The organism is Phycisphaerae bacterium (assembly GCA_028714855.1).
GTDB lineage: Bacteria > Planctomycetota > Phycisphaerae > Sedimentisphaerales > Anaerobacaceae > CAIYOL01.
Map to the genome: position 1 here is coordinate 102,072 of JAQTLP010000002.1, position 21,622 is coordinate 123,693.

26 protein-coding genes and 1 tRNA gene are annotated in these 21,622 nt (G+C 47.9%); 10 read left to right on the forward strand and 17 right to left on the reverse strand.

The window, feature by feature from the left end; genetic code table 11:
* Positions 1-114 precede the first annotated feature (114 nt).
* The 15 genes from PHG53_02150 to PHG53_02220 all read right to left on the reverse strand — a co-directional run bounded on the left by PHG53_02150 (position 115) and on the right by PHG53_02220 (position 9,978).
* Positions 115-867: a hypothetical protein gene (locus tag PHG53_02150; protein ID MDD5380427.1), complete on the reverse strand. Its 753-nt coding sequence runs from the start codon at positions 865-867 to the stop codon at positions 115-117.
* Between the two features lie 75 nt (positions 868-942).
* Positions 943-1,995: a thiamine phosphate synthase gene (gene thiE, locus PHG53_02155; GenBank protein ID MDD5380428.1), complete on the reverse strand. Its 1,053-nt coding sequence runs from the start codon at positions 1,993-1,995 to the stop codon at positions 943-945.
* Between the two features lie 307 nt (positions 1,996-2,302).
* A complete protein-coding gene (locus PHG53_02160; protein ID MDD5380429.1) occupies positions 2,303-2,677 on the reverse strand; it encodes a DUF134 domain-containing protein in 375 nt (124 codons plus the stop codon).
* A gap of 22 nt (positions 2,678-2,699) precedes the next feature.
* A complete protein-coding gene (locus PHG53_02165; GenBank protein ID MDD5380430.1) occupies positions 2,700-3,446 on the reverse strand; it encodes an MBL fold metallo-hydrolase in 747 nt (248 codons plus the stop codon).
* A gap of 80 nt (positions 3,447-3,526) precedes the next feature.
* Positions 3,527-3,982, reverse strand: a complete 456-nt coding sequence (locus tag PHG53_02170; protein MDD5380431.1) for a PaaI family thioesterase — start codon at positions 3,980-3,982, stop codon at positions 3,527-3,529.
* Entirely contained in the window at positions 3,972-4,310 is a 339-nt protein-coding gene (locus PHG53_02175; GenBank protein MDD5380432.1) for a NifB/NifX family molybdenum-iron cluster-binding protein, read from the reverse strand. Before PHG53_02175 ends, PHG53_02170 begins: the two co-directional genes overlap by 11 nt.
* Before the next feature lie 16 nt (positions 4,311-4,326).
* Positions 4,327-5,223: an ATP-binding protein gene (locus PHG53_02180; protein MDD5380433.1), complete on the reverse strand. Its 897-nt coding sequence runs from the start codon at positions 5,221-5,223 to the stop codon at positions 4,327-4,329.
* Positions 5,224-6,075 carry an ATP-binding protein gene (locus PHG53_02185; protein MDD5380434.1) on the reverse strand — a complete coding sequence of 284 codons (852 nt, stop codon included), beginning with the start codon at positions 6,073-6,075 and terminating at the stop codon, positions 5,224-5,226.
* A 1-nt stretch (position 6,076) separates the two neighbouring features.
* Positions 6,077-6,445 (reverse strand): NifB/NifX family molybdenum-iron cluster-binding protein, encoded by a 369-nt coding sequence (locus tag PHG53_02190; protein MDD5380435.1) that lies wholly within the window; start codon positions 6,443-6,445, stop codon positions 6,077-6,079.
* A gap of 51 nt (positions 6,446-6,496) precedes the next feature.
* On the reverse strand, positions 6,497-6,811 hold the full coding sequence (locus PHG53_02195) for a ferritin family protein (protein ID MDD5380436.1): 315 nt from the start codon (positions 6,809-6,811) through the stop codon (positions 6,497-6,499).
* 59 nt (positions 6,812-6,870) lie between these two features.
* Positions 6,871-7,431, reverse strand: coding sequence for an arginine decarboxylase, pyruvoyl-dependent (locus tag PHG53_02200; GenBank protein ID MDD5380437.1), 561 nt, complete (start codon positions 7,429-7,431; stop codon positions 6,871-6,873).
* Between the two features lie 124 nt (positions 7,432-7,555).
* Positions 7,556-7,918: a DUF5320 domain-containing protein gene (locus tag PHG53_02205; GenBank protein ID MDD5380438.1), complete on the reverse strand. Its 363-nt coding sequence runs from the start codon at positions 7,916-7,918 to the stop codon at positions 7,556-7,558.
* Positions 7,919-7,965: 47 nt separating this feature from the next.
* Complete coding sequence (locus PHG53_02210; GenBank protein MDD5380439.1) at positions 7,966-8,187, reverse strand: hypothetical protein; 222 nt, start codon at positions 8,185-8,187, stop codon at positions 7,966-7,968.
* 11 nt (positions 8,188-8,198) lie between these two features.
* Positions 8,199-9,077, reverse strand: a complete 879-nt coding sequence (locus PHG53_02215) for an ARMT1-like domain-containing protein (protein MDD5380440.1) — start codon at positions 9,075-9,077, stop codon at positions 8,199-8,201.
* Between the two features lie 178 nt (positions 9,078-9,255).
* Positions 9,256-9,978, reverse strand: a complete 723-nt coding sequence (locus PHG53_02220) for an RNA pseudouridine synthase (GenBank protein MDD5380441.1) — start codon at positions 9,976-9,978, stop codon at positions 9,256-9,258.
* Positions 9,979-10,231: 253 nt separating this feature from the next.
* On the opposite strand from PHG53_02220, the gene PHG53_02225 reads away from it, so the two are divergent.
* The 7 genes from PHG53_02225 to PHG53_02255 all read left to right on the forward strand — a co-directional run bounded on the left by PHG53_02225 (position 10,232) and on the right by PHG53_02255 (position 18,230).
* The gene (locus PHG53_02225; protein ID MDD5380442.1) at positions 10,232-10,927 is read left to right on the forward strand and encodes a PEP-CTERM sorting domain-containing protein; all 696 of its coding nucleotides are present in this window, start codon (positions 10,232-10,234) and stop codon (positions 10,925-10,927) included.
* Between the two features lie 218 nt (positions 10,928-11,145).
* Positions 11,146-11,748, forward strand: a complete 603-nt coding sequence (locus PHG53_02230; GenBank protein MDD5380443.1) for a DUF2179 domain-containing protein — start codon at positions 11,146-11,148, stop codon at positions 11,746-11,748.
* A gap of 16 nt (positions 11,749-11,764) precedes the next feature.
* Entirely contained in the window at positions 11,765-12,727 is a 963-nt protein-coding gene (locus PHG53_02235; GenBank protein MDD5380444.1) for a glycosidase, read from the forward strand.
* 21 nt (positions 12,728-12,748) lie between these two features.
* Positions 12,749-13,369 (forward strand): PIG-L family deacetylase, encoded by a 621-nt coding sequence (locus tag PHG53_02240; protein MDD5380445.1) that lies wholly within the window; start codon positions 12,749-12,751, stop codon positions 13,367-13,369.
* Between the two features lie 16 nt (positions 13,370-13,385).
* A complete protein-coding gene (locus PHG53_02245) occupies positions 13,386-14,528 on the forward strand; it encodes a glycosyltransferase family 4 protein (protein MDD5380446.1) in 1,143 nt (380 codons plus the stop codon).
* Entirely contained in the window at positions 14,529-15,695 is a 1,167-nt protein-coding gene (locus PHG53_02250) for a glycoside hydrolase 100 family protein (GenBank protein MDD5380447.1), read from the forward strand.
* A gap of 135 nt (positions 15,696-15,830) precedes the next feature.
* A complete protein-coding gene (locus PHG53_02255; GenBank protein ID MDD5380448.1) occupies positions 15,831-18,230 on the forward strand; it encodes a DNA translocase FtsK 4TM domain-containing protein in 2,400 nt (799 codons plus the stop codon).
* An 11-nt stretch (positions 18,231-18,241) separates the two neighbouring features.
* On the opposite strand, the gene PHG53_02260 is transcribed toward PHG53_02255, so the two are convergent.
* Positions 18,242-18,793: a hypothetical protein gene (locus PHG53_02260; GenBank protein ID MDD5380449.1), complete on the reverse strand. Its 552-nt coding sequence runs from the start codon at positions 18,791-18,793 to the stop codon at positions 18,242-18,244.
* Positions 18,786-19,364 (reverse strand): hypothetical protein, encoded by a 579-nt coding sequence (locus tag PHG53_02265; protein MDD5380450.1) that lies wholly within the window; start codon positions 19,362-19,364, stop codon positions 18,786-18,788. Before PHG53_02265 ends, PHG53_02260 begins: the two co-directional genes overlap by 8 nt.
* Before the next feature lie 373 nt (positions 19,365-19,737).
* Between PHG53_02265 and PHG53_02270 the strand changes: the two genes are divergently transcribed.
* The 3 genes from PHG53_02270 (at position 19,738) to PHG53_02280 (ending at position 21,592) form a co-directional block, all read left to right on the forward strand.
* Positions 19,738-19,809 (forward strand) — tRNA-Gln (locus PHG53_02270).
* A gap of 47 nt (positions 19,810-19,856) precedes the next feature.
* Entirely contained in the window at positions 19,857-20,648 is a 792-nt protein-coding gene (locus PHG53_02275; protein ID MDD5380451.1) for an NTP transferase domain-containing protein, read from the forward strand.
* Positions 20,639-21,592, forward strand: coding sequence for a ribose-phosphate pyrophosphokinase (locus tag PHG53_02280; GenBank protein ID MDD5380452.1), 954 nt, complete (start codon positions 20,639-20,641; stop codon positions 21,590-21,592). Before PHG53_02275 ends, PHG53_02280 begins: the two co-directional genes overlap by 10 nt.
* Positions 21,593-21,622 lie beyond the last annotated feature (30 nt).

Here is a 21,622-nt window from a genome sequence, read left to right on the forward strand (position 1 = left end):
TCAACCCCAAAAACAGGTGCAAAGAACAGGTATGGCTATATAGAAATGAAGGGTTAGAAAGTCAGATAGCAGTTGATTGATGTAGATTTCGGGATTTTCAAAACGCTATTCTTTTCATTTCTGCTTTTTCAAAACATTATCATCCAGCCATCGCTTCAGGCCGGGCAGACGAATTCCATATTTATCTCCAAGAAGCTTACCGAGCTTTGGAATCTTCAATATAACGTCATCTTCATTGCCCGCTACAGTAAAGCCTTCGTATTCAAAGGTATTATCTCTTGATTGAATTTTGATTTGAACAGTAGGCATATCAGACTTTAGCTCTTCATAATAAATCTCAGCATCGGCGAACAAACTTTTAATCGCGTTGAGATCATCCAAGTTAGTTATACTTGCTCTCTTAAGTCCTTGAAAATCAACGTCGACTTGCAGAATGTCCCTTTTGCTGAAAGATTGTACAACCAATAACTCTTTTTGCTGTTTCTGAAATAGAGGAATTGCCAGAAAGGTGCATACACCTACCCCAATAGCGGTACCGAAAACAAGTCCCACTATACCTTTGAAACGAACTTTCAAGATACGCCTTTTTGAAATAACATACCAACCACATCCCAAAAGTATTCCAGGGAAACAACCCAATGCGCCAGCTAATGAAATTTGTAAGGATAATCGACTGTAAGGAAAAGCCAGATATACTGCTATCGCTGCGATTACCCATCCAACCAGCCCAGTTGTCCAAATTCGCCAATGTTCCCTAAGAGCAAATCGCATATACTTCTCGTCTCCGGCGATTCCATAGCGGCAAAAAGTGTAGCCGAAAAAGTGTATACCTATCAGGGCCACTACTACATTAAATATAGCACCCATGGCAAATTTTTACCTTCCTACGATAGCACAGTATCAAATATCAAATCGATACTTCTGTAGCAGCATCGTTTAAAATTATTTTCCCTTGAAAGCGGTGATTTTTTCTTTTAATGCCTTGCAGGCGGCTGTCGGGTCAGCAGTTTCGGTAACAGCCGAGCAGACGGCAATCGTATTTGCGCCTGCTTTTAAAACATCTTCAACGTTATCGAGCGTTATACCGCCAATGGCGACGTGGCCGATGCCGGTGTCAGCAAGTTCTTTAACGCCCCGCTTTACATAATCAAGGCCGACCGGTTTGACTCCCGGCTTTGTGCCGGTAGAAAAGACAGGGCCTAAACTTACATAAGTCGGCAGCTCCTCGCAGGCAGCGCGCAGCTGCTCGATGGAATGAGTGCTTCTGCCGATGATTAACGGCGCCAGTTGCAGCTTGCGTGCCTGGTCGAGAGGCAAATCATTTTGTCCGAGATGCACACCGTCTGCGCCGGCGGCGATTGCGATATCGACCCTGTCGTTTATTATGCTCAATACGCCGGCGTCTCTGCAAACCTTTACGAATTCAGAGGCAAGGGCAAAAAGTTTATCGTCATCGATTCCATTTGCCCGCAATTGAATGCAATCTGCTCCGCCTGAAATACATTGATGAGTCAAAGAAAACGCATCAACAGGCAGAGCATTGCTGATTATTACGTATAATCTGACGGGTTTGAATTTTTCGGCTGTGTCGGCAAATAAAACAATGTCTTTCTCGAGCGTATAAGCGGAGAAGCGAAGCTTTTCGATTGTCTGTGCAACTTCGGGATTGAGCGTCTGCGTCATTTCGGCAAGAGAGCGGAGGGATTCGGTAAGTCTTTTACAGCCGGCGGTGAAGCAGTCTCTTAAGTCACTGCGTTGAAGCTGGTTATCGACAGTAGCGCCAGCACCAACGTCACCTAAGCTGTCCCTGTTGGCGATGAGCTGAGCGGGGTCGAGTTTGGCTATGCAAGCGGAAAGGGCATGGCGAAGCTGCTTAGCGCAAGTGGTTAAAGGCGCGGAGTTTAGGGAAAAACGGCAGAAGTCCTCGATGACGCGGAGGGCTTCACGGGCACGATTGAAATTGGCATCGATAATTCTATAAACGGGATTAGCCATAACAGCTTTGATTATACGCTCTTAGGACAATATTGAACAGCGAAAACAAAAATGAGGGTGCGGTCAAAAGGTGTAGAAAAAGTGGTACAAATTGCTAAAAATGTACAGGAAATTGCTACAAACGTAAATAAACATACTAAGAATGTACGGGAAATGTCAAAAATTTTCTGAAATTTTTGACACATCGTTCGTGAAGCGTAAGGCATATCTCGTCAGAGAAATTATGGCCACGAAGAGGCACAAAAAACATCCGCCTTAGCCAAGGCTTCGGCGATACAGGCGAAGAAAAATTGGGCACGAATCCATCTTAACGTTCTCCTCCTCGATGTCCTCGGCGGTGTCGGCCATGGCGAAAACGATGTGGTGGCGGTGGAATCATTTCTGCAGGGACATCGAGTTTGATGGTTCCTCCCTGGATTGAGAGGGCCTTTCCGTTAACGAGAGCGTCGGCAATTTTTTTATGTGCGGATTCAAGGATTCTGCCGAAGGTCTGGCGTGAAACGCTCATTTTCTCAGCGGCCTGCTCCTGATACAGGTCCTGCAGGTCGGCTAATCGGACTGCTTCAAGCTCATCTACAGTTAGTGTGGTACACTGCAGTAACGACAAGGGAATCCCCCGTGGTTTGTAGTAGTTGACCTGCGGCAGGCAGCCAACTCGTCTGCAATGTCTTGGTCTTGGCATATCAGATTTCCGTCTTTATTTTCTATAAATTAATTCGAGCCCCTACAGAGCAGATAAAACACCTATCAGGAAAGGTCTCTTTAAATTTTGTTATAGCTTTAACGCCTGTGCAATGCAACGGAGTAATTTTTTCGATTCCATATTTTTTAAAAGCCTCAATTGTAAGTTCCATTCTGTCTTTGCCTGCATTAACAAGATGCATACCGCCGATGACGGCATATATTTTATTTTTGCCTGTTAATTTACAGATATAATCGAGAGTATTAACTGCGCCAGAATGAGCACAGCCCAAGACAACAATTAATCCGTTGGGTGATTCAACGAATAATGCCTGATCATCCAGAAGACTATCCGGAGTATGACAGTTTTCGTCAACGAAGAACGCTCCGCCAACATTTTCAAAGTTACTTATGCGCGGCACTTGCCCTGTTACTGCTATTCCGGGAAATAATTTAGCTGGCGTCACCGTCCAGACAATATGACGGTCTCGAATAGCCTTTTTCGCGGAATCTGACATCCCAATCGATTTCACCCCGGAAGGTTTTTTGCTGAATTTTGGTTCAGTCGCGGCAGGGTGCAAATAAATCTTTGCTTTGGCTGCCATATCAAGCACAGCAGAGAGGCCACCTGTATGGTCGTAATGACCGTGACTTAATATGATAGCATCTGTTCGAGTTAAATCGACGCCCAGCTTTTCTGCATTTTGGATGATCGCATCACTCTGTCCGGTATCGAATAGGATTGTTTTCTCTTCGTATTCAATCCACAACGACAATCCATGTTCGCTGTTCAGGTCGGCCTTCGCCGCGGCATCGTCCGTCAGAATTTTAATACGAATATCCGGCGACATTAAAACATCTCTAATTTATAGGCAAGTTCAGGTTTGTCAAAAAATTTGGCTTTTGCAACAGCTTTGGTTTTTCCATCCTGAATAATTTCGGCCTTTAAGAAATAAAGGGGATGGCATATTTTTTCAATTCGAGCGGTAACTGCTGCCGGTTTATTAATTTGAACGGGGAGTTTGAATTTTGTGTTCATTTCAACTGTTACTGCCGTCAGTCCTCGAGCGAAAAGGCAATTGCCCATAGCACCATCCAAAATTGACGATATTATGCCGCCGTGCAAAATACCTGAATATCCTTCGTAAGCTTTGTCGCATTCAAAGGAAGCTTTTATGGTTTTATCGTCGGCAATTTCAAATTCAAGGTGCAGCCCTTTTGTATTGTTCAAACTGCAAACTATGCAGTTTTGATGTAAGTTTTTACATACAGAGCATCTGGCAAAAACTGATTGCTTAGTGGTCACAGACATTTTCTCCGGCCTGAAGGGTTTTATTGAGATAAGCAGAAACAAGGTTTTCCGGCGTATCAACAGAAGCTCCTACGACCACCTCGATTTGATTCTGTGTGAATAACTGCTGAGCGCGTTGGCCCATTCCGCCGGTAATAACTAATTCAACATACAAACCTGCCAACCATTTTGGCATAACGCCCGGCTCGTGAGCCGGCGGCGTTACCAACTCCTGACTTTTGATGGTTTTGCTGTCGGTGTCCACGTCGATGATGGCGAACTGTTCACAATGGCCGAAGTGCTGCGATAATTTTCCTTCTGTTAATGGTATTGCGATTCTCATTTTATTTTGCTCCTTATTATTTCTTATGTGACAAACTTAATATCCTTTGCCAAAGCGATACTATCTGCTCCCTTGGCCGGCCGTTTGAATATTCTACGACACTTTTGGCGACGAGCTGTGCCCTTGTTACTTCGGTATCGTAAGAAATTTTACCGACCACATCCAGATTTCTTTCGCCTGCCTTTGTTTCAATTGCCTCTGCAATTTTTGTATTGATATCATATTTGTTGATGCAAATTGCTGTAGGGATTCCGAAATGCCCTGTTAGTTCAACGACTCTGTCTAAATCGTGCTGTCCCGAAAGGGTTGGCTCAGTAACAACTAATACTAAGTCTGCTCCGGTGATTGATGCGATTACCGAACAGCCGATGCCGGGCGAGCCGTCCACGATTACGAAGCTTTTATCCTGCTCGGCTGCGATTCGTTTTGCTTCTTTGCGAATTAAGCTAACGAGTTTTCCGCTGTTTTCCTGTGCGATTCCGAGCTTGGCGTGCACCATAGGGCCAAACCTTGTATCCGATACGAACCATTGGCCGTTAACGGCATCTTTGAATTCTATGGCGTCGACCGGACAGAATTTTACGCATACTTTGCATCCTTCGCACGCAATAGGGTCAATTGTATAAGTTCTTTCAGCCACTTCGTTGGCTGGGCCGTTGAATAAAGGGGCGTTGAAATTGCAAACCTCTTCACATCTGCCGCAGCCGACACATTTTTCCGTAATTACCGATGCCCGCTTGCCACCGCTGAAATTGCTGGTCTGTTTAATATCAGGCTGCAAAATCAGATGTAAATCTGCGGCGTCCACGTCGCAATCAGCCAGCACAGCATTTTTCGCAAGTGCTGCGAATGAAGCGACAATACTTGTTTTGCCGGTTCCGCCTTTACCGCTTATGACAACAATCTCTTTCATTTATGAAACCTTTATTGCTTTTGCCAGAGCGGCAAATTGATTCTTATATTCCGGTAACGCTTCAATTATCATCATGCCGGTTGAGTATGCCTCGGCGATGCGTCGGTCGTCAGGCAGTTTCAAAACAATCTCTATTTCCTCAGCTTTGCAATATTTTCCCACATCATCGTTTCCGAGGCCATAGCGGTTAATGGCAACAGCAAAGGGCAAACTCATTGTCCTGACTAAATCAACCGCCAGTTTCAGGTCGTTTAAGCCGAACGGCGTCGGCTCGGTAACAAGCAGGACGAAATTTGCTTCCTTGATTGCCTCGACCACCGGACAGGATGTACCTGGCGGGACATCAATTATTGCCAGACTGTCTTTTTTTATGTGCTTTTTGACTTCTTTTATCAATGACGGCGTCCTGACATTGCCGATACATAACTTGCCGCTGATAAAATCGACATTTCCTGCTTTGCCGAACTCGATATCTCCAATACGAAGCAGCTTTGGTTTAATTGCATCGGCTGGGCAAACTCGCATACATCCGCCGCAGGAGTGACACAGTTGTTCGAAGGTCAGCACATTTTCTTTTATGCAAACAATGGCGCTATACTGGCAGATTTCGCCGCATTTGCCGCAAGCGATACATTTTTTCAAATCGACTTCGGGTATGTCTATGGTAACCTGTTGGCTGCGGTCGATTTTAGGCTTTAAGAAAATATGTCCGTTCGGCTCTTCAACGTCACCGTCAAGATATTGAACCGGCCGGTCTGAAGTAGCTATGTATTGAGCAAGATTGGCGGCGATCGTTGTCTTTCCCGTGCCGCCCTTTCCGCTGGCAACAGCAATAACGAAACCGTCCGGCATATTATTTGTCCATTCCAGAATGCGATTCCACGTTCGGGCCTGAGGCCGCGGCCAACTTACCTTTCTTGAAAAGCTCTACGGCCCCCGCAACTGTTCCTGCTGCACCGGTATACAATTTGACGCCTGCGGCAGTTAAAGTACGTTCGGCATTTGGGCCGCAGCTACCTGTCAAGACTGCTTCTGCGCCGGCGTCGATTACGACTTTGGCGGAACTAATTCCGGCCCCGCCGGCAGCAGCAATATTTTCATTATCGATGACGCTGAAGTCCATTGTTTCGGCATCAATAACGATGAAACAAGCCGCTCTTCCGAAACGCTGGTCAACTTGCGAATCCAATGTTTTTCCGGTTGACGTAACTGCAATTTTCATAATTTATCCTTTCTAAGATGGAGGACAGGCTCTCTGTCTGCGGGACGAAGATTAACTGTCAGCCTTTTTTAACTTGTCTATCATTTCCTGGACTTCTTCGGCGCCATCCTCATATAATTTTTTCTCATCCGGAGCAAGCTCATACAGAAGGCGCAGAAACTCGCCGGCATGAACACGTTCCTCGTCGGCTATATCTAAAAGCACATCCCCAGCCAGTTTATTGTTTGTGGATTCCGCCAACTGCGTATATAACTGAACCGCTTCATATTCAGCGGAAACCATAAAACGAATTGCTCTAACCAATTCAGAGCCTGTGAGTTTGCGGTCTTTCGCAAGCCCGCTGAATGGATTTCCAAATTCCGGCATAACATACCTTCCTTTCACAATATTTTTTCAAAAACCTTATCCACGAAATTATCTGCAGATCAGTCAAACAAAAATACTGCCATCGCAAGCGTAGTTGTCCACGCGTCTTTTTTGCCATAAGCGGTCTGGGTTATATTTGTGGTTTTTATAATCAGTCCGCTTGACTTATACACCTGCTCCTTTTCTGACCATGCCTTGTTAGGGTCAACCTCAAGACCGAGTGTTGTGCCGAGCATACCGGCGGCTAAATCTTCAGCCATATCAGCCGCTTTGTCGTGATTCATTCCATGTCCGTGAACTTCACTTAGATAACCCCAGTTATTATCATCTTTAGGCAGAGCAACTCCAATTGATGTAGCTATAAGCCTTCCCTGTTCATTTGTATCGGCTCTTGCCATTACACAATAGCGGATACTTCCAATTACAAGCTTCGTTAGACCTTTTTCTCTGCTTATAACCCTGCATTTAGGAGGAAGAATCGATGAGACCTGGACCAGATTCTGATGTGCTACTCCAGCTTGGCGCAAGGCTTCCTCAAAAGATTTCAGCTGGTACCTGTGGCGACCAACTCCTTTGGTTAAAAATACCTTACTGGGTACAAGGTCGAACCTTTCATACACTATTGTGACTCCTTCACATATCAACTCTAAAATCTTTTGTCGAAAAACAGATTCCGTCCTGCGTCGGCGAGGATGAGAAATTATCCCCTGCTTTATCGGCTGATAGACACAGTCTTTCGACGGCTTAGTCCACTTTTTCTTTTTCCAGTTCTTCGATGCGTTTATTAACAGCATCGAGAGAATCCCGAAGGTATTGGGCCTGTTGTTTCAGGCCGGCGAGTTCCTGTTCCTGTGTTGGCGCTTGAGCAAACGGTTCAGGGTAAGGCGCATAAGGGTATTCAGCAGTAGGATAACCATAACCGGCTCTTGCCCAGCCGAAACCGCGTCCAAAACCTCGGCCTCGACCACCGCCTCGCCCCCTGCCCCAGTAACCTCGTCCGCCGAGGGGATTCATAAAGCCGGGCACCTGGTAGCCGGCACAGAAACCGGCGGCCCTTCCTGTCATCGGTCCTAACCCAGCAGGACCTGTTCGGTCTCCACGTGGCATAATAATTCTCCTTTCACAAAATAGGTTAATAAATTATTGTCTTGTCATTACTGTTCCGCACTTGGGACAACTTCTTTGATTACAAGGCTGTCCCACAATATGAGGAACCACCTCACTGCAATTCGGGCACACACAATTACCGCCTGGACCTGCGGCAAACGGTCCTCCCATTCGGCCTCTACCCTGTCCCAGACCTCGTCCCATACCTCGACCACCACCACGTCCCTGACCGCCCGGCCCTGTTCCATTTCCTCTTGGCATAATATCAACTCCTTTTTTCTTAAATTTTTTTGTTATAGGCCGTAACTTTACTTTTTATTAAAACCATCTCGCCGACTTCACAACCCAAGTCTCTGGCAATAACAGTGCATTTAGCTTTCAGTATGAAGAATATATTCTTATCCATATCGCTCAGAGTTTCGTAGTTACCTTGTCCTTTGGCTATTACTAAATCTGCTTTATCGAATTGGTGTCGAAAATCCTGCGAGCAGCTTTCCAGAATAGTACCCGGTGCATCTGAGCCGTTATTAATGACTTCTACAAGTTGAGGTAAGCCGGCAACAATAGCATCTTCCATCGTCGCGTCATTTATGACAGGGGAACCTTTGACAACCACAGTAAGTTTTTCGATGGGAATCTGCTCAATCAACAAACGGTCAAAAACAATCTCACCGGCATTATCAGCAAGGTAAAGAATATCTTTTGCCTGGTTTGTTGCGTTCCTGAATTCTTTAAGTGCCTGCGCATCCAGCGGGTCTGTTAAAGACTGAGCAATGGTTTTTTCAATATGGGATTCTGTCAATCCGGTTTTGACACCTAAGTCGATGATATTGCCGGCTATCGCTAAGCGGATAGCTGTTTCAAGCCGATCGTCAGAGTCTAAGACCTGCTTTCGCAACTCTGGATACAGTCTCAAAGCCAGATTGTTAAATCGTTTCTTTATCCCGCAGTACGGGTCATTTTTACCAACCAGTTTCCGGATTAACCGATGTATTTGTTGGCCAATGGAAGGAGGGCTCTGGCTCATATCCAAATCCGCCGCTAAACGAAGAACCTCTCGCACAACCTTTTCATGAATTTGTTTGTCATCTGTTGCCAGCCTTGCCGCATCAAGTGCCTGGTGAACAAAACACGGAATACAGTCAAAATAAGTTCTCATAAGCAATCAGCTATCCTTGTCCTCTTAGATTTAGAGGCTTATTTATATTATACGGCAATTATGGGCATATGCCCATAATAAATCCAGTAAAAATTTGAAAAAACACAAAAATTTTTTAGTTTGTGGGATTTCGAGAGAATTAAGGGGGTTACAAAAAGAAAAAATGTGTGCAATCCAGCTAAAATCGGTTCGCCAACAGTTGGGAGAAATAAGCGGGGGTTTTAGTTTGAAAAGTCAACCGCCGGCCGGTCACAGGATGTTTTAACGAGAGCGATTTGGAATGAAGGGCGAGGCGTCTGAACTTATCGCCGGCCTTTCCATACTTTCTGTCGCCAACAACGGGATGTCCATAATCTGCCAGATGGACACGGATTTGGTTTTTCCTGCCGGTCAAAAGGTCAATTTCCAAGAGACTGAATTTGGGGGTTTCTTTCAGCACCTTGTAGGCGGTTTGCGAGAGTTTTCCTTTTGCGGGGTCCGGGGTGGAATAGACGACGAAGGCCTTGTTCTCTGCGAGGTATGAAGAGATGACTGCCTGTTTTTGCGTCAGGCGGCCGTGAATGACCGCAAGGTATTTCTTTTGCGTCTCTTTCCACTGAGCCTGGAGGCGGAGTTTAATTTCCTCACTTTTCGCAAAGACCATGACGCCCGAGGTCCACTGGTCAAGGCGGTGGACGGTGAAAAGCCGGTTGCGAGATTTCGGGAATCCTTTGCGGACATAATCGGTCAGGATGCAGTAAGCGGTCCGTGTTTTTTCGGCAGCGGTCGCGACCGAGAGCAATCCCGCAGGCTTATCGGCTACGAGGATGTCTTTATCTTCGTAGAGAATTTTCAGGCCTTTCGGCAAATTTTTATTAGTCGAACGTCTCTTTTTAGCCATAAGGGATTTATATTTAATCATAGATTCCGCGGAAAACAGAGGAAAATATCACCTGTCCAATGTGTCCCAAAAAGAATTGTCTTTTTGCAATGAAAATAAGATTTTAGCCGGGAAGGTCTTATAATAATCTGCGGTTTATACGGGGGAAACCAACATTTTCTATTTTTCTGTTGACCTTCTGATCTCATTTATGTATTATAAGGGAGTAAGGTATAGGCGCATCCCATACAAGGGGGCGAAAAGTTTCAGTTTCAGGAAGGGGAAGGAGTATATAGTGAGAAGGGCGAGTCTTTTAGCAATAATTTGTGTGCTTGGTTTGTTCGCAGGTCCGGTACTTGCAACTCCCTGTCCCACCATTTCCATAGAATACGGCGATGGTTCGTGGCAAAAGATTTATCAGGCCGGCGATCTTCAGGCAATGGGCGGAGACGCTTTTTATCTGGCGGATTCGGCCTCCAACGGGACCTTCGATGCCGAGTGGGAATTTACGTTCGAGTCAGATCCATACGTTATATCGTGGGTATCAATTAAAAACACAACGAGCGCAAGTCAAACATACACGGTGACATTTACAGAGCCGGTAACACCTGCCATAAGCCCATCATCAATTTACGGCGGCTCGGTGAGCGGCTCGCTTACAACCGACCCTCTGGGCGGATACCTTTCCACAATAGCTCCTCAGCCGTTATTTGTGGGGATAATAGACGGCATCGATATTTTGCCGTTTTACCCGCACCCATCTTCGTGGAGCAAGGCCGGCAGCGGCACGACAGTTATCGGCCTGCAAGAGGCGTGGGACCTCGCCGGCGGGGCAGTAAACAACAGCATCAGCATCCGACATACGTTCGAGCTCGGAGCGCACGATGCAGTGGCCCTGACGGGATATTTCCAAGTGGAACTTCCGGAGCCAGCGACGATTGGACTGCTCGGCCTCGGCGGGCTGGTTTTCCTGAAGAGACGCAGGGCATAAAACAAGAATCAGAAGTTTTGCGGCATATTAAAAGGCTGTGTTTTTCACAGCCTTTTTTATTTGCGCCCAATATGGACAAGGGCCGGGAAATTAATAAATTGTGGCCTGGGGGAGTTGCAGGATTTAAATTTGGGGGTAGAATAGGGAGTTGGTTAATTGGTTAAATGGTTAATTAGTAAAATGGGAACTGAATCTTTTTAGAGTTTTGCGGGAAACAGATGGAAGATATGCTACTGTCGAATTCTGGTTTTTATACGTGGTTCGTGCTGCCAGCTTTGATTTTTGCCGCCAGGGTGGCGGACGTAAGCATCGGGACGGTGCGCGTGATATTTATCTCCCGCGGTTTAAAATACATAGCCCCCATAGTCGGTTTTTTTGAGGTGCTAATATGGCTTCTGGCTATGAGCCAGATTATGAAGCACCTGTCGAATCCGGCCTGCTATATTGCGTTTGGAGGCGGATTTGCGATGGGTAATTTCGTTGGGATATGGATTGCTGAGAAGCTATCCTTAGGGCTGGTTCTGGTGCGGGTTGTTACTCAAAAAGACGCATCGGTGCTGGTGGAACACCTGAAGTCCGCTGATTACGGAGTTACCAGCGTTGATGGGCATGGCTCGACAGGAGAGGTAAAAGTAGTCTTTACAATCGTACCAAGGCAAGAGGTCGGGAGTATAATCAAACTGATAAAAAAGTTCAATCCGAAGGCGTTTTATTCGATAGAGGAAGTGAGCATGGTCAAAAGGGGCGTGTTTCCAGCTAAAAGAAGCCGGAGTTTCTTCAGCTTGGTGAATCTTTTTCGGCCATTTCGAAAAGGCAAATAAACTTAGGGAGAGGTCTATGAGCAAAAACTCAACTCACGAGCTTTTTCAGCGTCATCCGGACAATCCGATTTTGTCGGTTGAAGACTGGCCATACAAAGCTAATTCTGTTTTTAACGCAGCGGCAGCGGAAATAGACGGCAAAACCGTTTTGCTTGCCCGGGTCGAAGACTTCAGGGGCATTTCACATCTGACTACGGCGATAAGCGACGACGGTATCGGCAACTGGCGAGTACACAATGAACCTGCTCTAAAACCCGAACCTAAAGAGCATCCGGAAGAACTCTGGGGCATAGAAGACCCACGGATAACATGGATCGAGGAAATGAACAAGTGGGCCATATGTTACACGGCCTATTCAAAAGGCGGGCCGCTTGTGTCCCTGGCTATGACGGCTGATTTCAAATCATTCGAGCGCATAGGGCCGGTCATGCCGCCGGAGGACAAAGACGCTGCGCTTTTCCCGGTTAAGTTCAACGGCCTCTGGGCGATGCTGCATCGCCCAGTTGCGAAATCGCCACTTCTCGGCGCCCATATATGGATATCTTTTTCGCCTAATCTTAAACACTGGGGTGAGCATAAGGAGATAATCCATGCCAGAGAAGGCGGATGGTGGGACGCAGGCAAGATAGGGCTGTGCGCACCACCTATGCAGACTAAAGAGGGATGGCTGCTTCTTTATCATGGGGTTCGGACGACCGCTTCCGGCTCAATCTACCGGTTGGGACTTGCATTGTTAGACCTCCAAAACCCAACCCAAGTCATCCGTCGGACGGATGAATGGATTTTCGGGCCGAAGGCACATTACGAGCGCGAGGGCGACGTTGATGACGTTGTGTTTCCGTGCGGATGGATAAAAAGGGGAAATAAGATTTTTATGTATTACGGTGCGGCGGATTCGCGTATATGCCTTGCGACGGCCGAGTTCGACGAAGTGGTCGAGGTTATTCTTAAATGTCCCAGCGGGGATTATACAGATTAGGCAGGGAAGAAAACAAAACTTATGTATCAGAGTCATATAAAGGACGACAGCAGGTGTGCGGTCATTGTCGCTCATCCTGACGATGAGACGCTGTGGGCGGGAGGATTGATGCTGATGCATCCAGATGTCAAGTGGACCGTGGTAACAATCTGCAGGAAAAGCGATGCGGACCGGGCGCCAAAATTTTTCAAGGCCCTTGAAGAATTCGGCGCAAGCGGTTATATGGGAGACCTCGACGACGGCCCTGAGCAGAAGACGCTGGATAACCACGAGGTCCAGCGAACCATAATGGAGCTGCTGCCTTTTGACAGATTCGAGGTGGTTATTACGCACGGTACGGTCGGTGAATACACGCGGCACTCAAGGCACGAAGAGACAGCAAGGGCGGTAATGAGACTGCGGGAAGCCGAGGAACTGGGTACAAAAGAAGTATGGTCTTTCGCATACGAGGACGGGGGCGGCAAGTATCTGCCGCGAGCCGACAGAGGAGCTGATTTGCAGATAAACCTGCCGGAGCATATATGGGAGAGGAAGTATGATATTATCACCCAAATATATGGTTTCAGCAAAGACAGTTTTGAGGCGAAGACAACGCCCCGGCGGGAGGCGTTTTGGCGTTTCGGGGCAACAGGTCGAAAATAGAGAAAGGAACTGAAAAATGAAAGTTCTGCTTTTGTATGATTACCCCCCTTCTCCAGCAGGTCTTGCCACTCAAGGGCAACTGTTACACAAGGGGCTCGAAGAGCTTGGGGTCGAGGTTTTTTCTGTTAATTTCGAATCGGCGCAGGAGAAGGAGTGGTATTACCGCTGGTTCGCACCTGATATTGTCGTAGGCGTCGGCTACTGGGGACATACGTCTCATTTAGTTCTCCACCCGCAAAGATACGGGGTAACGGCGATACCGTGGCTTGTGGCGGACGGTTATATGGCGAACTACGGGGAGATACTGGACAGACTGCCCTTGATACTGGTGACTTCGAACTGGGTAAAGAAGATATATATGCGTGACGGTCTGCACGGGAAGAATATAGAAGTTTTGCACGTCGGGTGTGATACAGACTCATTCAGGCCTCGTGACAGGAAAGACCCTAAAGTTTCGACGGTTCGTGAGGCATTGGGAGTATCTGAGGAGCAGATAATGATTTTGACTGTCGGCGGTGACGCGGCATCGAAAGGCGCGCAGGAGGTTATGCAGGCGCTGGCGATAAACGACCCGGAGGCGCCGGACTGGAAGTATGTTTGCAAGGTCTGGCCCCAGCCAAGAACGGAACAACAGAACATGGCAGATATGCAACTGGCCACACACTTGGGAATAGAAAAAAATGTAGTTTATACGAGCAGCAGGGTTTCGCGAAATTTCATGCCTTACTTATTGGCAGCGTGTGATATTTATGCGGCGCCATCCCGATTAGAGGGCTTCGGAATGATTCAGGTTGAGGCAAACGCGTGTGAAAAGCCGGTAATAGGAATAAAGGCGATGGGGATGCTTGATACGCTGGTGCACGGCAAGACGGCTTTTTTAGCGGATGTTGCCCAGGAAATTCGCCTTCGAGAGATGATTCTCGGAGACGAGTCCGGCTATGAAACAGGTCACAGGCACAGCTTTAAGAAGCCGAGGACAGTGGATTACCGGGCGAGCGTTCATGATATCGCCAATTATCTTATGCAGCTAATGAAAGACTCGGGCTTGAGAGAAAAAATGGGCAAAGAAGGAAGAAAACGAGTTGTCGAGAATTTCGACTATCGTGTTATAGCGAAGAAATTCGTCAAAATCGTTTCGAAGCGTTTGGGCATATCATAAATGGACAGACGTGAAAGAGAGCTAATAAACAGGGCCAGGGAAGCTGCGTTAGGAGTTCTGCTTCACAATAATCACGGTCCTTGCCGGGGTTTACCCCGAACCGCCGGCTGGGGGTATCCTGAGCCGTATACGAGGGACTTAATGATATGCTCGCTCGGGGTATTGACCACGGGGAACGAGAAACTACTTGAATCGCTGCGAAGAGTTCTTGAGACGCTGGCGAAGAACCAAACCGAACTGGGACATATTCCATCTTTAGTAAACGATCCTGATGACAGGGGCGCCAGTGATACGACGCCTTTGTTTCTTATGGCTGTAGGGCTTTACCGAAGGGTAATGGGAGAAAGGAAATTTCTCGAGGAAGCGGTCCAGAAATCCTTGACGTGGCTGAGATATCAAAGTCCGCCGAACCGATGCCTCGTAGCGCAGCAGCCGACAAGCGACTGGCGCGACGAGCAGTGGGTACTCGGATATGGTTTGTATGTTAATACTATTGTCTATACCTGCCTGTGCCTTTTCGGGCAGCACAAGCGTGCGACAGAGGCGAAGGAGGCAATGGAAAGGTTTACTGTTAAAGGCGAAAGGCAGAATCGGCACGTCCACGAAGGTTTGGTGCTGAGGCGGAAACCTTATTATGCTATGTGGTCATACAAGGTTTACCTGAGCGAGCGATTCGACCTCCTGGGCAACAGCATAGCAATTCTTAGCGGGATAGCATCGCCATCGAGGGCGAGGAAACTTGTTTCGTGGATAGAAAAGGAATGTGAAGCATTCAGGACAACCGGGGATCTTGTTGTAGATTTACCGCCGAACTTTTTCCCTTATATCTGGCCAAGTGACCCGGACTGGATGCCGCGTTATGAGAAATACAATCAGCCCGGGGAGTATCACAACGGGGGGATTTGGCCTTTTGTTTGCGGCTTTTATATAGCGGCGTTAGTAGCAGCCGGGAAATACAGGCTTGCTGAAAGAAAACTCATTGCTTTGACTGAACTTGTTCGAGCGGCGCGCGAAGCGGAGGTGGAATTCGGGTTTAATGAGTGGCACCGCGCTCAGGACGGCAAGCCGAGGGGGGAAGACTGGCAAAGCTGGTCTGCCGCGATGTATCTTTATGCCGCCGAATGCGTAGAACAAAAAAAGACGCCTTTTTTCGAAGAAATCAGGTAGAGCATAAAAGGGGGCTGGTAAATCCGCCATAGGCGGACAAGTTTTGCAGAAAACAAGGGGGTGTAGCCGATATAAAACTTGTAAGCAGGGGCGAGTGTCTAGATTGATAATAGTTTTTTTATCGGACATATGCGATTGAAAGAGAAGAAAAATTCATATGGCTCGACAAGGCTCACTACAGGCGAGGCTGCCTTAGAATGTCTTGGTATCGCCGTGGCGCTGGTGCTACTTTGTAGTTGTATTAGTTTCAATATTGGTGATTGGCCGAGCAGGTACGTATGGCCCACTAACACCCCTCCGGCCAACTGGTGCGGGATGATAGGAGCTTTTTGCGCGTATTATTTGTTGTATTACGTCGGGCCCGGGGTGTTCGTAATATTAATATCGGCGATATGCCTTTTGGGAGCGAGGCTGGCACGCCGAACCGTCGACCAAGGCATTTTGCGAACGATAGGCCTGCTGCTGGTGACCGCGGCGGCATCGAGCAGTTTTTATCTTCTTCTACCTCACGGAGTTTTTAGTTTTCCGATGGGTTCCGGCGGAGTTCTCGGGGTTGGAGCGGCGGAATTTTTGCGGAGCCATTTCGCCCTGCTCGGAACATTCATACTGATCACGGCAACGTGGGTTGTCGGGGTAGTTCTGTTAGCAGACACTTTTTTAACGGCGATATTCGGCGGGGTCGGTTTCGTATTCGGAAGGATGATCGGCGTAGCGTCTCCAATGTTGTCGATGGCTAGACACCAATCGCAGGCATTAGGCGAGATATGGCAGAAATTAAGCGAGCGGCAAAGACAGCTTTCAGAAGAAGCCGAGGAGGAAACGTCATTTGAGAGTTATATCGAAGAGGAAGAGGCGGAGGAAACAACGGCTGCTGTCGAGACAAGGGAGCCGAAACAATTAAGGCTGTCTCTTCCGGTGACGCACAAGCCGGCCAAGGCATACGTGCCAACGAGCTATGATGATTATAGACTGCCGCCAATGGAGCTACTGTGTGAGCCAGAGCGGACGTTCGCATCGATTCAGGAGAAGGTAATAAAGGCCAAGGCGAGTGCGCTGGAGAAACTGCTGACGGAATTCAATGTTAACGCACACGTGGTAGCGGCCGATACCGGGCCTGTTATAACGATGTTCGAGCTGGAGCTCGCGGCGGGCGTGAAGGTCAGCCAAATCAGTAATCTTTCCAATGATATGGCGAGGGCACTGGGAGTCGGCGCGGTCCGCGTAGTGGCGCCGCTTCCGGGCAAGCATACGATAGGAATTGAGGTTCCGAACAACGAGAAAGAAAAAGTCCGCATTAAAGACCTGATGCAATCGGCTGGGGACAGGCCGAGAGATATGGAGATACCGCTATTCCTGGGCAAGGATTCATCCGGAGAAGCGCTTGTTTCAGACCTGACGAGTATGCCACATCTGCTTATCGCGGGGACAACAGGCTCGGGCAAAAGCGTATGCATCAACAGCATTATCGCAGGGATACTGCTGACGAAACGGCCTGACGAAGTGAAGATGATATTGATAGACCCGAAGATGGTCGAGATGACGGCGTTTAATACTATACCGCATTTGATGAGCCCGATAGTGATTGAGACACAGCGCGCGGTGCAGATACTCGAATGGGCGACGGTGAAGATGGACGAGAGGTATGCGCTTTTCGCCGAGGCGAGGGTGAAGAACATCGCAGAGTATAACCGCCTCGGGGCCGAGGAGATTAACAAGCGATTCATGCCTGACAGCACCGAAGAGGAAGAGAAGATTGCAAAGAAGCTGCCTTATATCGTGATAATAATCGACGAGCTCGCGGATTTGATGATGACCGCCGCCAAGGAGATAGAAGCATATATAGTCCGTCTTGCACAGAAGAGCCGGGCGGTCGGCATTCATATCGTATTGGCGACGCAGCGTCCACAGGCGACGGTGGTGACAGGTTTGATAAAATCGAATATGCCAACGAGGATAGGATTCCGAGTCGCGGCGAGATTGGACAGCCGAATAGTGCTGGACCAAAACGGCGCGGAGGCGCTGCTCGGCCAAGGCGATATGCTGTTTTTGAAGCCCGGCTCAAGCGAGCTGGTGCGTGCGCAGGGGACGTTTATGGACGATGCGGAAATTCAGCGTATCGTCAAGTACCTAAAGGAAGTAGCTGAACCGCAGTTCCATCCGGAGCTTACGGAGCTAGGGCGGATAGATACTTCGGAGATGGCCAGAGATGAGCTGTTTGACGAGGCGGTACGGATTATTTTAGAGAGCCATCGCGGGAGTGTGTCACTGCTGCAGCGCAAACTCAGCATCGGCTACGCGCGTGCTTCGCGGATTATAGAGATGATGGCGAGCGCGGGCATCCTGGGCGAATACAAAGGCAGCCAGGCGAGAGAAGTACTGATGACGCTGAAAGATTATGAGAGGCTGCGAGAGAAGATGGAGGCGGAAGCAGAGGAAGCGGAGGACAGCGACGATGAGGATGAGGATTCATCCGGGCCGAATTATGTAAGCGAAGGCCAACGCGGCTACGTGGCGATTGACAATGATGCTGAATAAAACGATAGCAGTTATGTAGTTTCAGTCTTGTCTTTGCATTGCTGCAGAATCTTTTTTACGTGCCAACGGACGAAATGAGGGGCTCCACAGAGGAGGTAAACACCGCATATAAGCATAATTATCCAGGGCAACAAGTCTCGGGAGTTGAAGTGAGCATGGCTATAGATGGTGTGGGCATTCTCTTGAGCCTTGAAAAAGGCGAGTTGGTTTATGACGTAAGTTATATGCCACAGGACATTAGTAATGAAGTAGAGTCCAGCGGCGATACAGACGAGCCTCAGCGCCACTGGCAGCCATTGAATTTGTGAGTCGGGCTCGGGCAATTGTTCTGAGCCGACGATTATTCTTGCCAAGTTTTCATTCTTATAAAAGAAAAGGTACAACAACAGTGCAATAAGTCCTGCAGTCAGCAACAAAGAAAAGAGCGAAGACCCTGCGGTTTTCCAAGAGGGGTTTGAATAAAACCAAAAAATTGCAAGCGGCGATTGAGACAGCAAGCGAATGGAGAAAAAGATTCCTATTGCTGCGAGAGCGATTTTGGCAAGAGTGTGCATTTTATTCATTTTTAATTCCTTCTGTGTTTAATTTTTTGTCGAGGGAAGATTTTGATTTCCGGAGATTTAACTGGTAGCGGATAAACTGCGGCCAGCCGTAAAGCAAGTAAACTGCCAAGATTGCTTTGAGGAAATTGTATATCATAGAGGACCATTGGTAAGAGGTGAAAACAAGTGATTTAGGAAAGGCCCTAAAAGTGAATATCTCGTTTACCAGAGAACATATATACAGAGGCGAGACAAGTATATTAAGTATCGTTGGAATTGAAGTTGGGAGCAGTAGCAGGCCGTAGAAAATCGCAACCATCCGGAGCGAGCAAGCCAGCCAAATAGCTTCGCTTTCGGGGTCCAATTTTTCACCTGTCCCCGCTATTTTACAGGCCAGCCAATCATTTTTAAAGATAAGCAAATATACAATCGCTGTTAGTAAAATTATGACAACAGGCAAGGATAAGATGAACCTGAGGATGGATATATCCTGAGTCAGCGTCTCGGGTATTAGTATGCTGAACGGGGAACAGAAGTTTACTAATGCGCTTATTCCGAGGAAAGTGAGGAAGGCCTTGGCTATTATCTGCATTTTGGTCACGAAACTCCCTTTCACGCAACAAACCGACAGTTCTTATTATATTTATGAAGTTTGTGATGTCCAGCGGAATCAAAAAAGGCGGTTTTTAGTACTGAAAAGGGCGTTTTTAAGAAAAAAGGGAAAAAGATTGATTAGTAATTGCGAATAAGGTATATTTCCCCTTTTGAAAATGCCCTGTCGCATGGGGTAGCTAAGGCCGTGAAAACGGCCAATGGGGTCAGCAGTTTTCACGGCATGGCTGACTCAAGCCTCCGACAGGGCCAAATCGGCCGGGACAAGACGGTCTCCGTGACAAGACAAAGAGCACGAGTGGCAAGAGCAAAAGATATTTGCGATTTACGTACCTTTGGGTTTTTACGTGATTTACCCGGTGGTGTAATTGGCAACACATGGGCTTTTGGTGCCTACATTCTAGGTTCGAGTCCTAGCCGGGTAGTTTAAGAAAGTTAAAAGTTAAAGTTCAAAATTAAAAGTTAAGGAAGTATGGCAAAAAGAGCAGCGATAATTCTGGCAGCAGGGGTCAGCAGCAGGATGAAGACAAATACGCCGAAGGTTCTGCACGAGGTGTGTGGTCGGCCTATGCTGGCATACGTATTGAACGCCTGCAGGGGGGCGGGCGTCGAGAAGATATACGTCGTAGTGGGTTTCGGCGCCGAACTGGTAAAAAAGAGGTTCGAGGCTGATGAAGACGTAGTATGGGTCCGGCAGGAGCAGCAGAAAGGGACAGCACACGCGGTTTTGTGCTGCAAGGAACATCTTAACGGGTTTGACGGCGAGACGCTGGTGCTTTGCGGGGACGGGCCTTTGACTCGAGCCGAGACGCTAAGTAAAATCATAAAAAAGCACGAGGCTGAGAAAGCGGCGGCGACGCTGGCAACGGCAATCTTAGACGACCCGACTGGCTATGGGCGGGTATGCAGGGGCGCGGACGGCAATATCGCAGCGATAGTAGAGCATAACGACTGCACGAGCGAGCAGCTGAAGATTAAAGAGGTCAATCCAAGCTATTACGTGTTTGACAACCAGCTGCTCTTCGAAGCCGCGGTAAAGGTTCAGCCGAACAACGCCAAGAAAGAATACTATCTAACGGACGCGATTTCGATTCTCCTCGCGGGCGGACACAAGGTCGCTGCGATTGCAGCGTTGAGTCCTGAGGAGGCAATGAGCGTCAACACAATGGAACAGCTTCAGGCAGTAAGCAGGATTATGGAAAGCAGGCTCTCAAAAAAGGTAAACAAGGACGTTAAAGTAAAGGCGGGAAAACAATGCCACTAAATAATACTTTGAAGGTATTTTCCGGCAGCAGCAACCCGGCGTTAACAACGGCGGTTTGCAAGTATCTCGGGATTTCTCTCGGCCAGGCAAAGATAGACAGGTTTCCCGATGGCGAAAAAGTCATCCGGGTAGAGGATGATGTTCGCGGCAAGGATTGTTTTGTCGTGCAATCGACGTGCAAGCCGGTTGACGAACATTTAGTCGAGCTTTTAATCTATTTAGACTGCCTGCGAAGGGCCAGCGCCAGCCGAATTACCGCGGTCATACCTTACTTCGGTTACGCGCGGCAGGACAGAAAAGACGAAGGCCGAGTGCCAATTACCGCAAAACTGGCGGCCAATCTTATAACTTGCGCCGGGGCCAACAGGGTGCTGGCGATAGATTTACACGCACAGCAGCTTCAGGGTTTTTTTGATATACCTGTGGACCACCTGACGGGGGAACTGGTGCTGAGCAAGTATTTCAAGAAGAAGAAAATCAGCAATCTAACGGTAGTTTCGCCGGACGTCGGCAATATAAAGACAGCATCGCGATATACTTCTCACCTGGGCGGAGAGCTTGCAATCGTACACAAAAGACGAGTGAGCGGCAGCGAGGTGGAGGCGAGGGAAATCATCGGTGACGTGAAAGGCAGAAACATCTTAATGTGTGACGACATCATCGCAACCGCCGGGACGGTGTGCAGTGCGGCCAAGTTAATCAGGCAGCGCGGAGCCGAAAAGATATACGTCGGCGCCACGCACGGCGTGTTTGCAGGAGAAGCGCTGAAGCTTCTAAGCAAGGCACCGATTGACGAGGTGGTAGTCACCGATACCATACCACAGAACAAGGAAACCAAGAAGCTGCGTAATATCAGGGTTTTAACCGTTTCGGCAATGTTAGGTGAGGCAATAAAGAGAATTCACAAGAACGAATCAGTCAGCAACCTATTTGAAGTATTTTGAACTGAGATTTAAATTTAGACAGAGGCAATT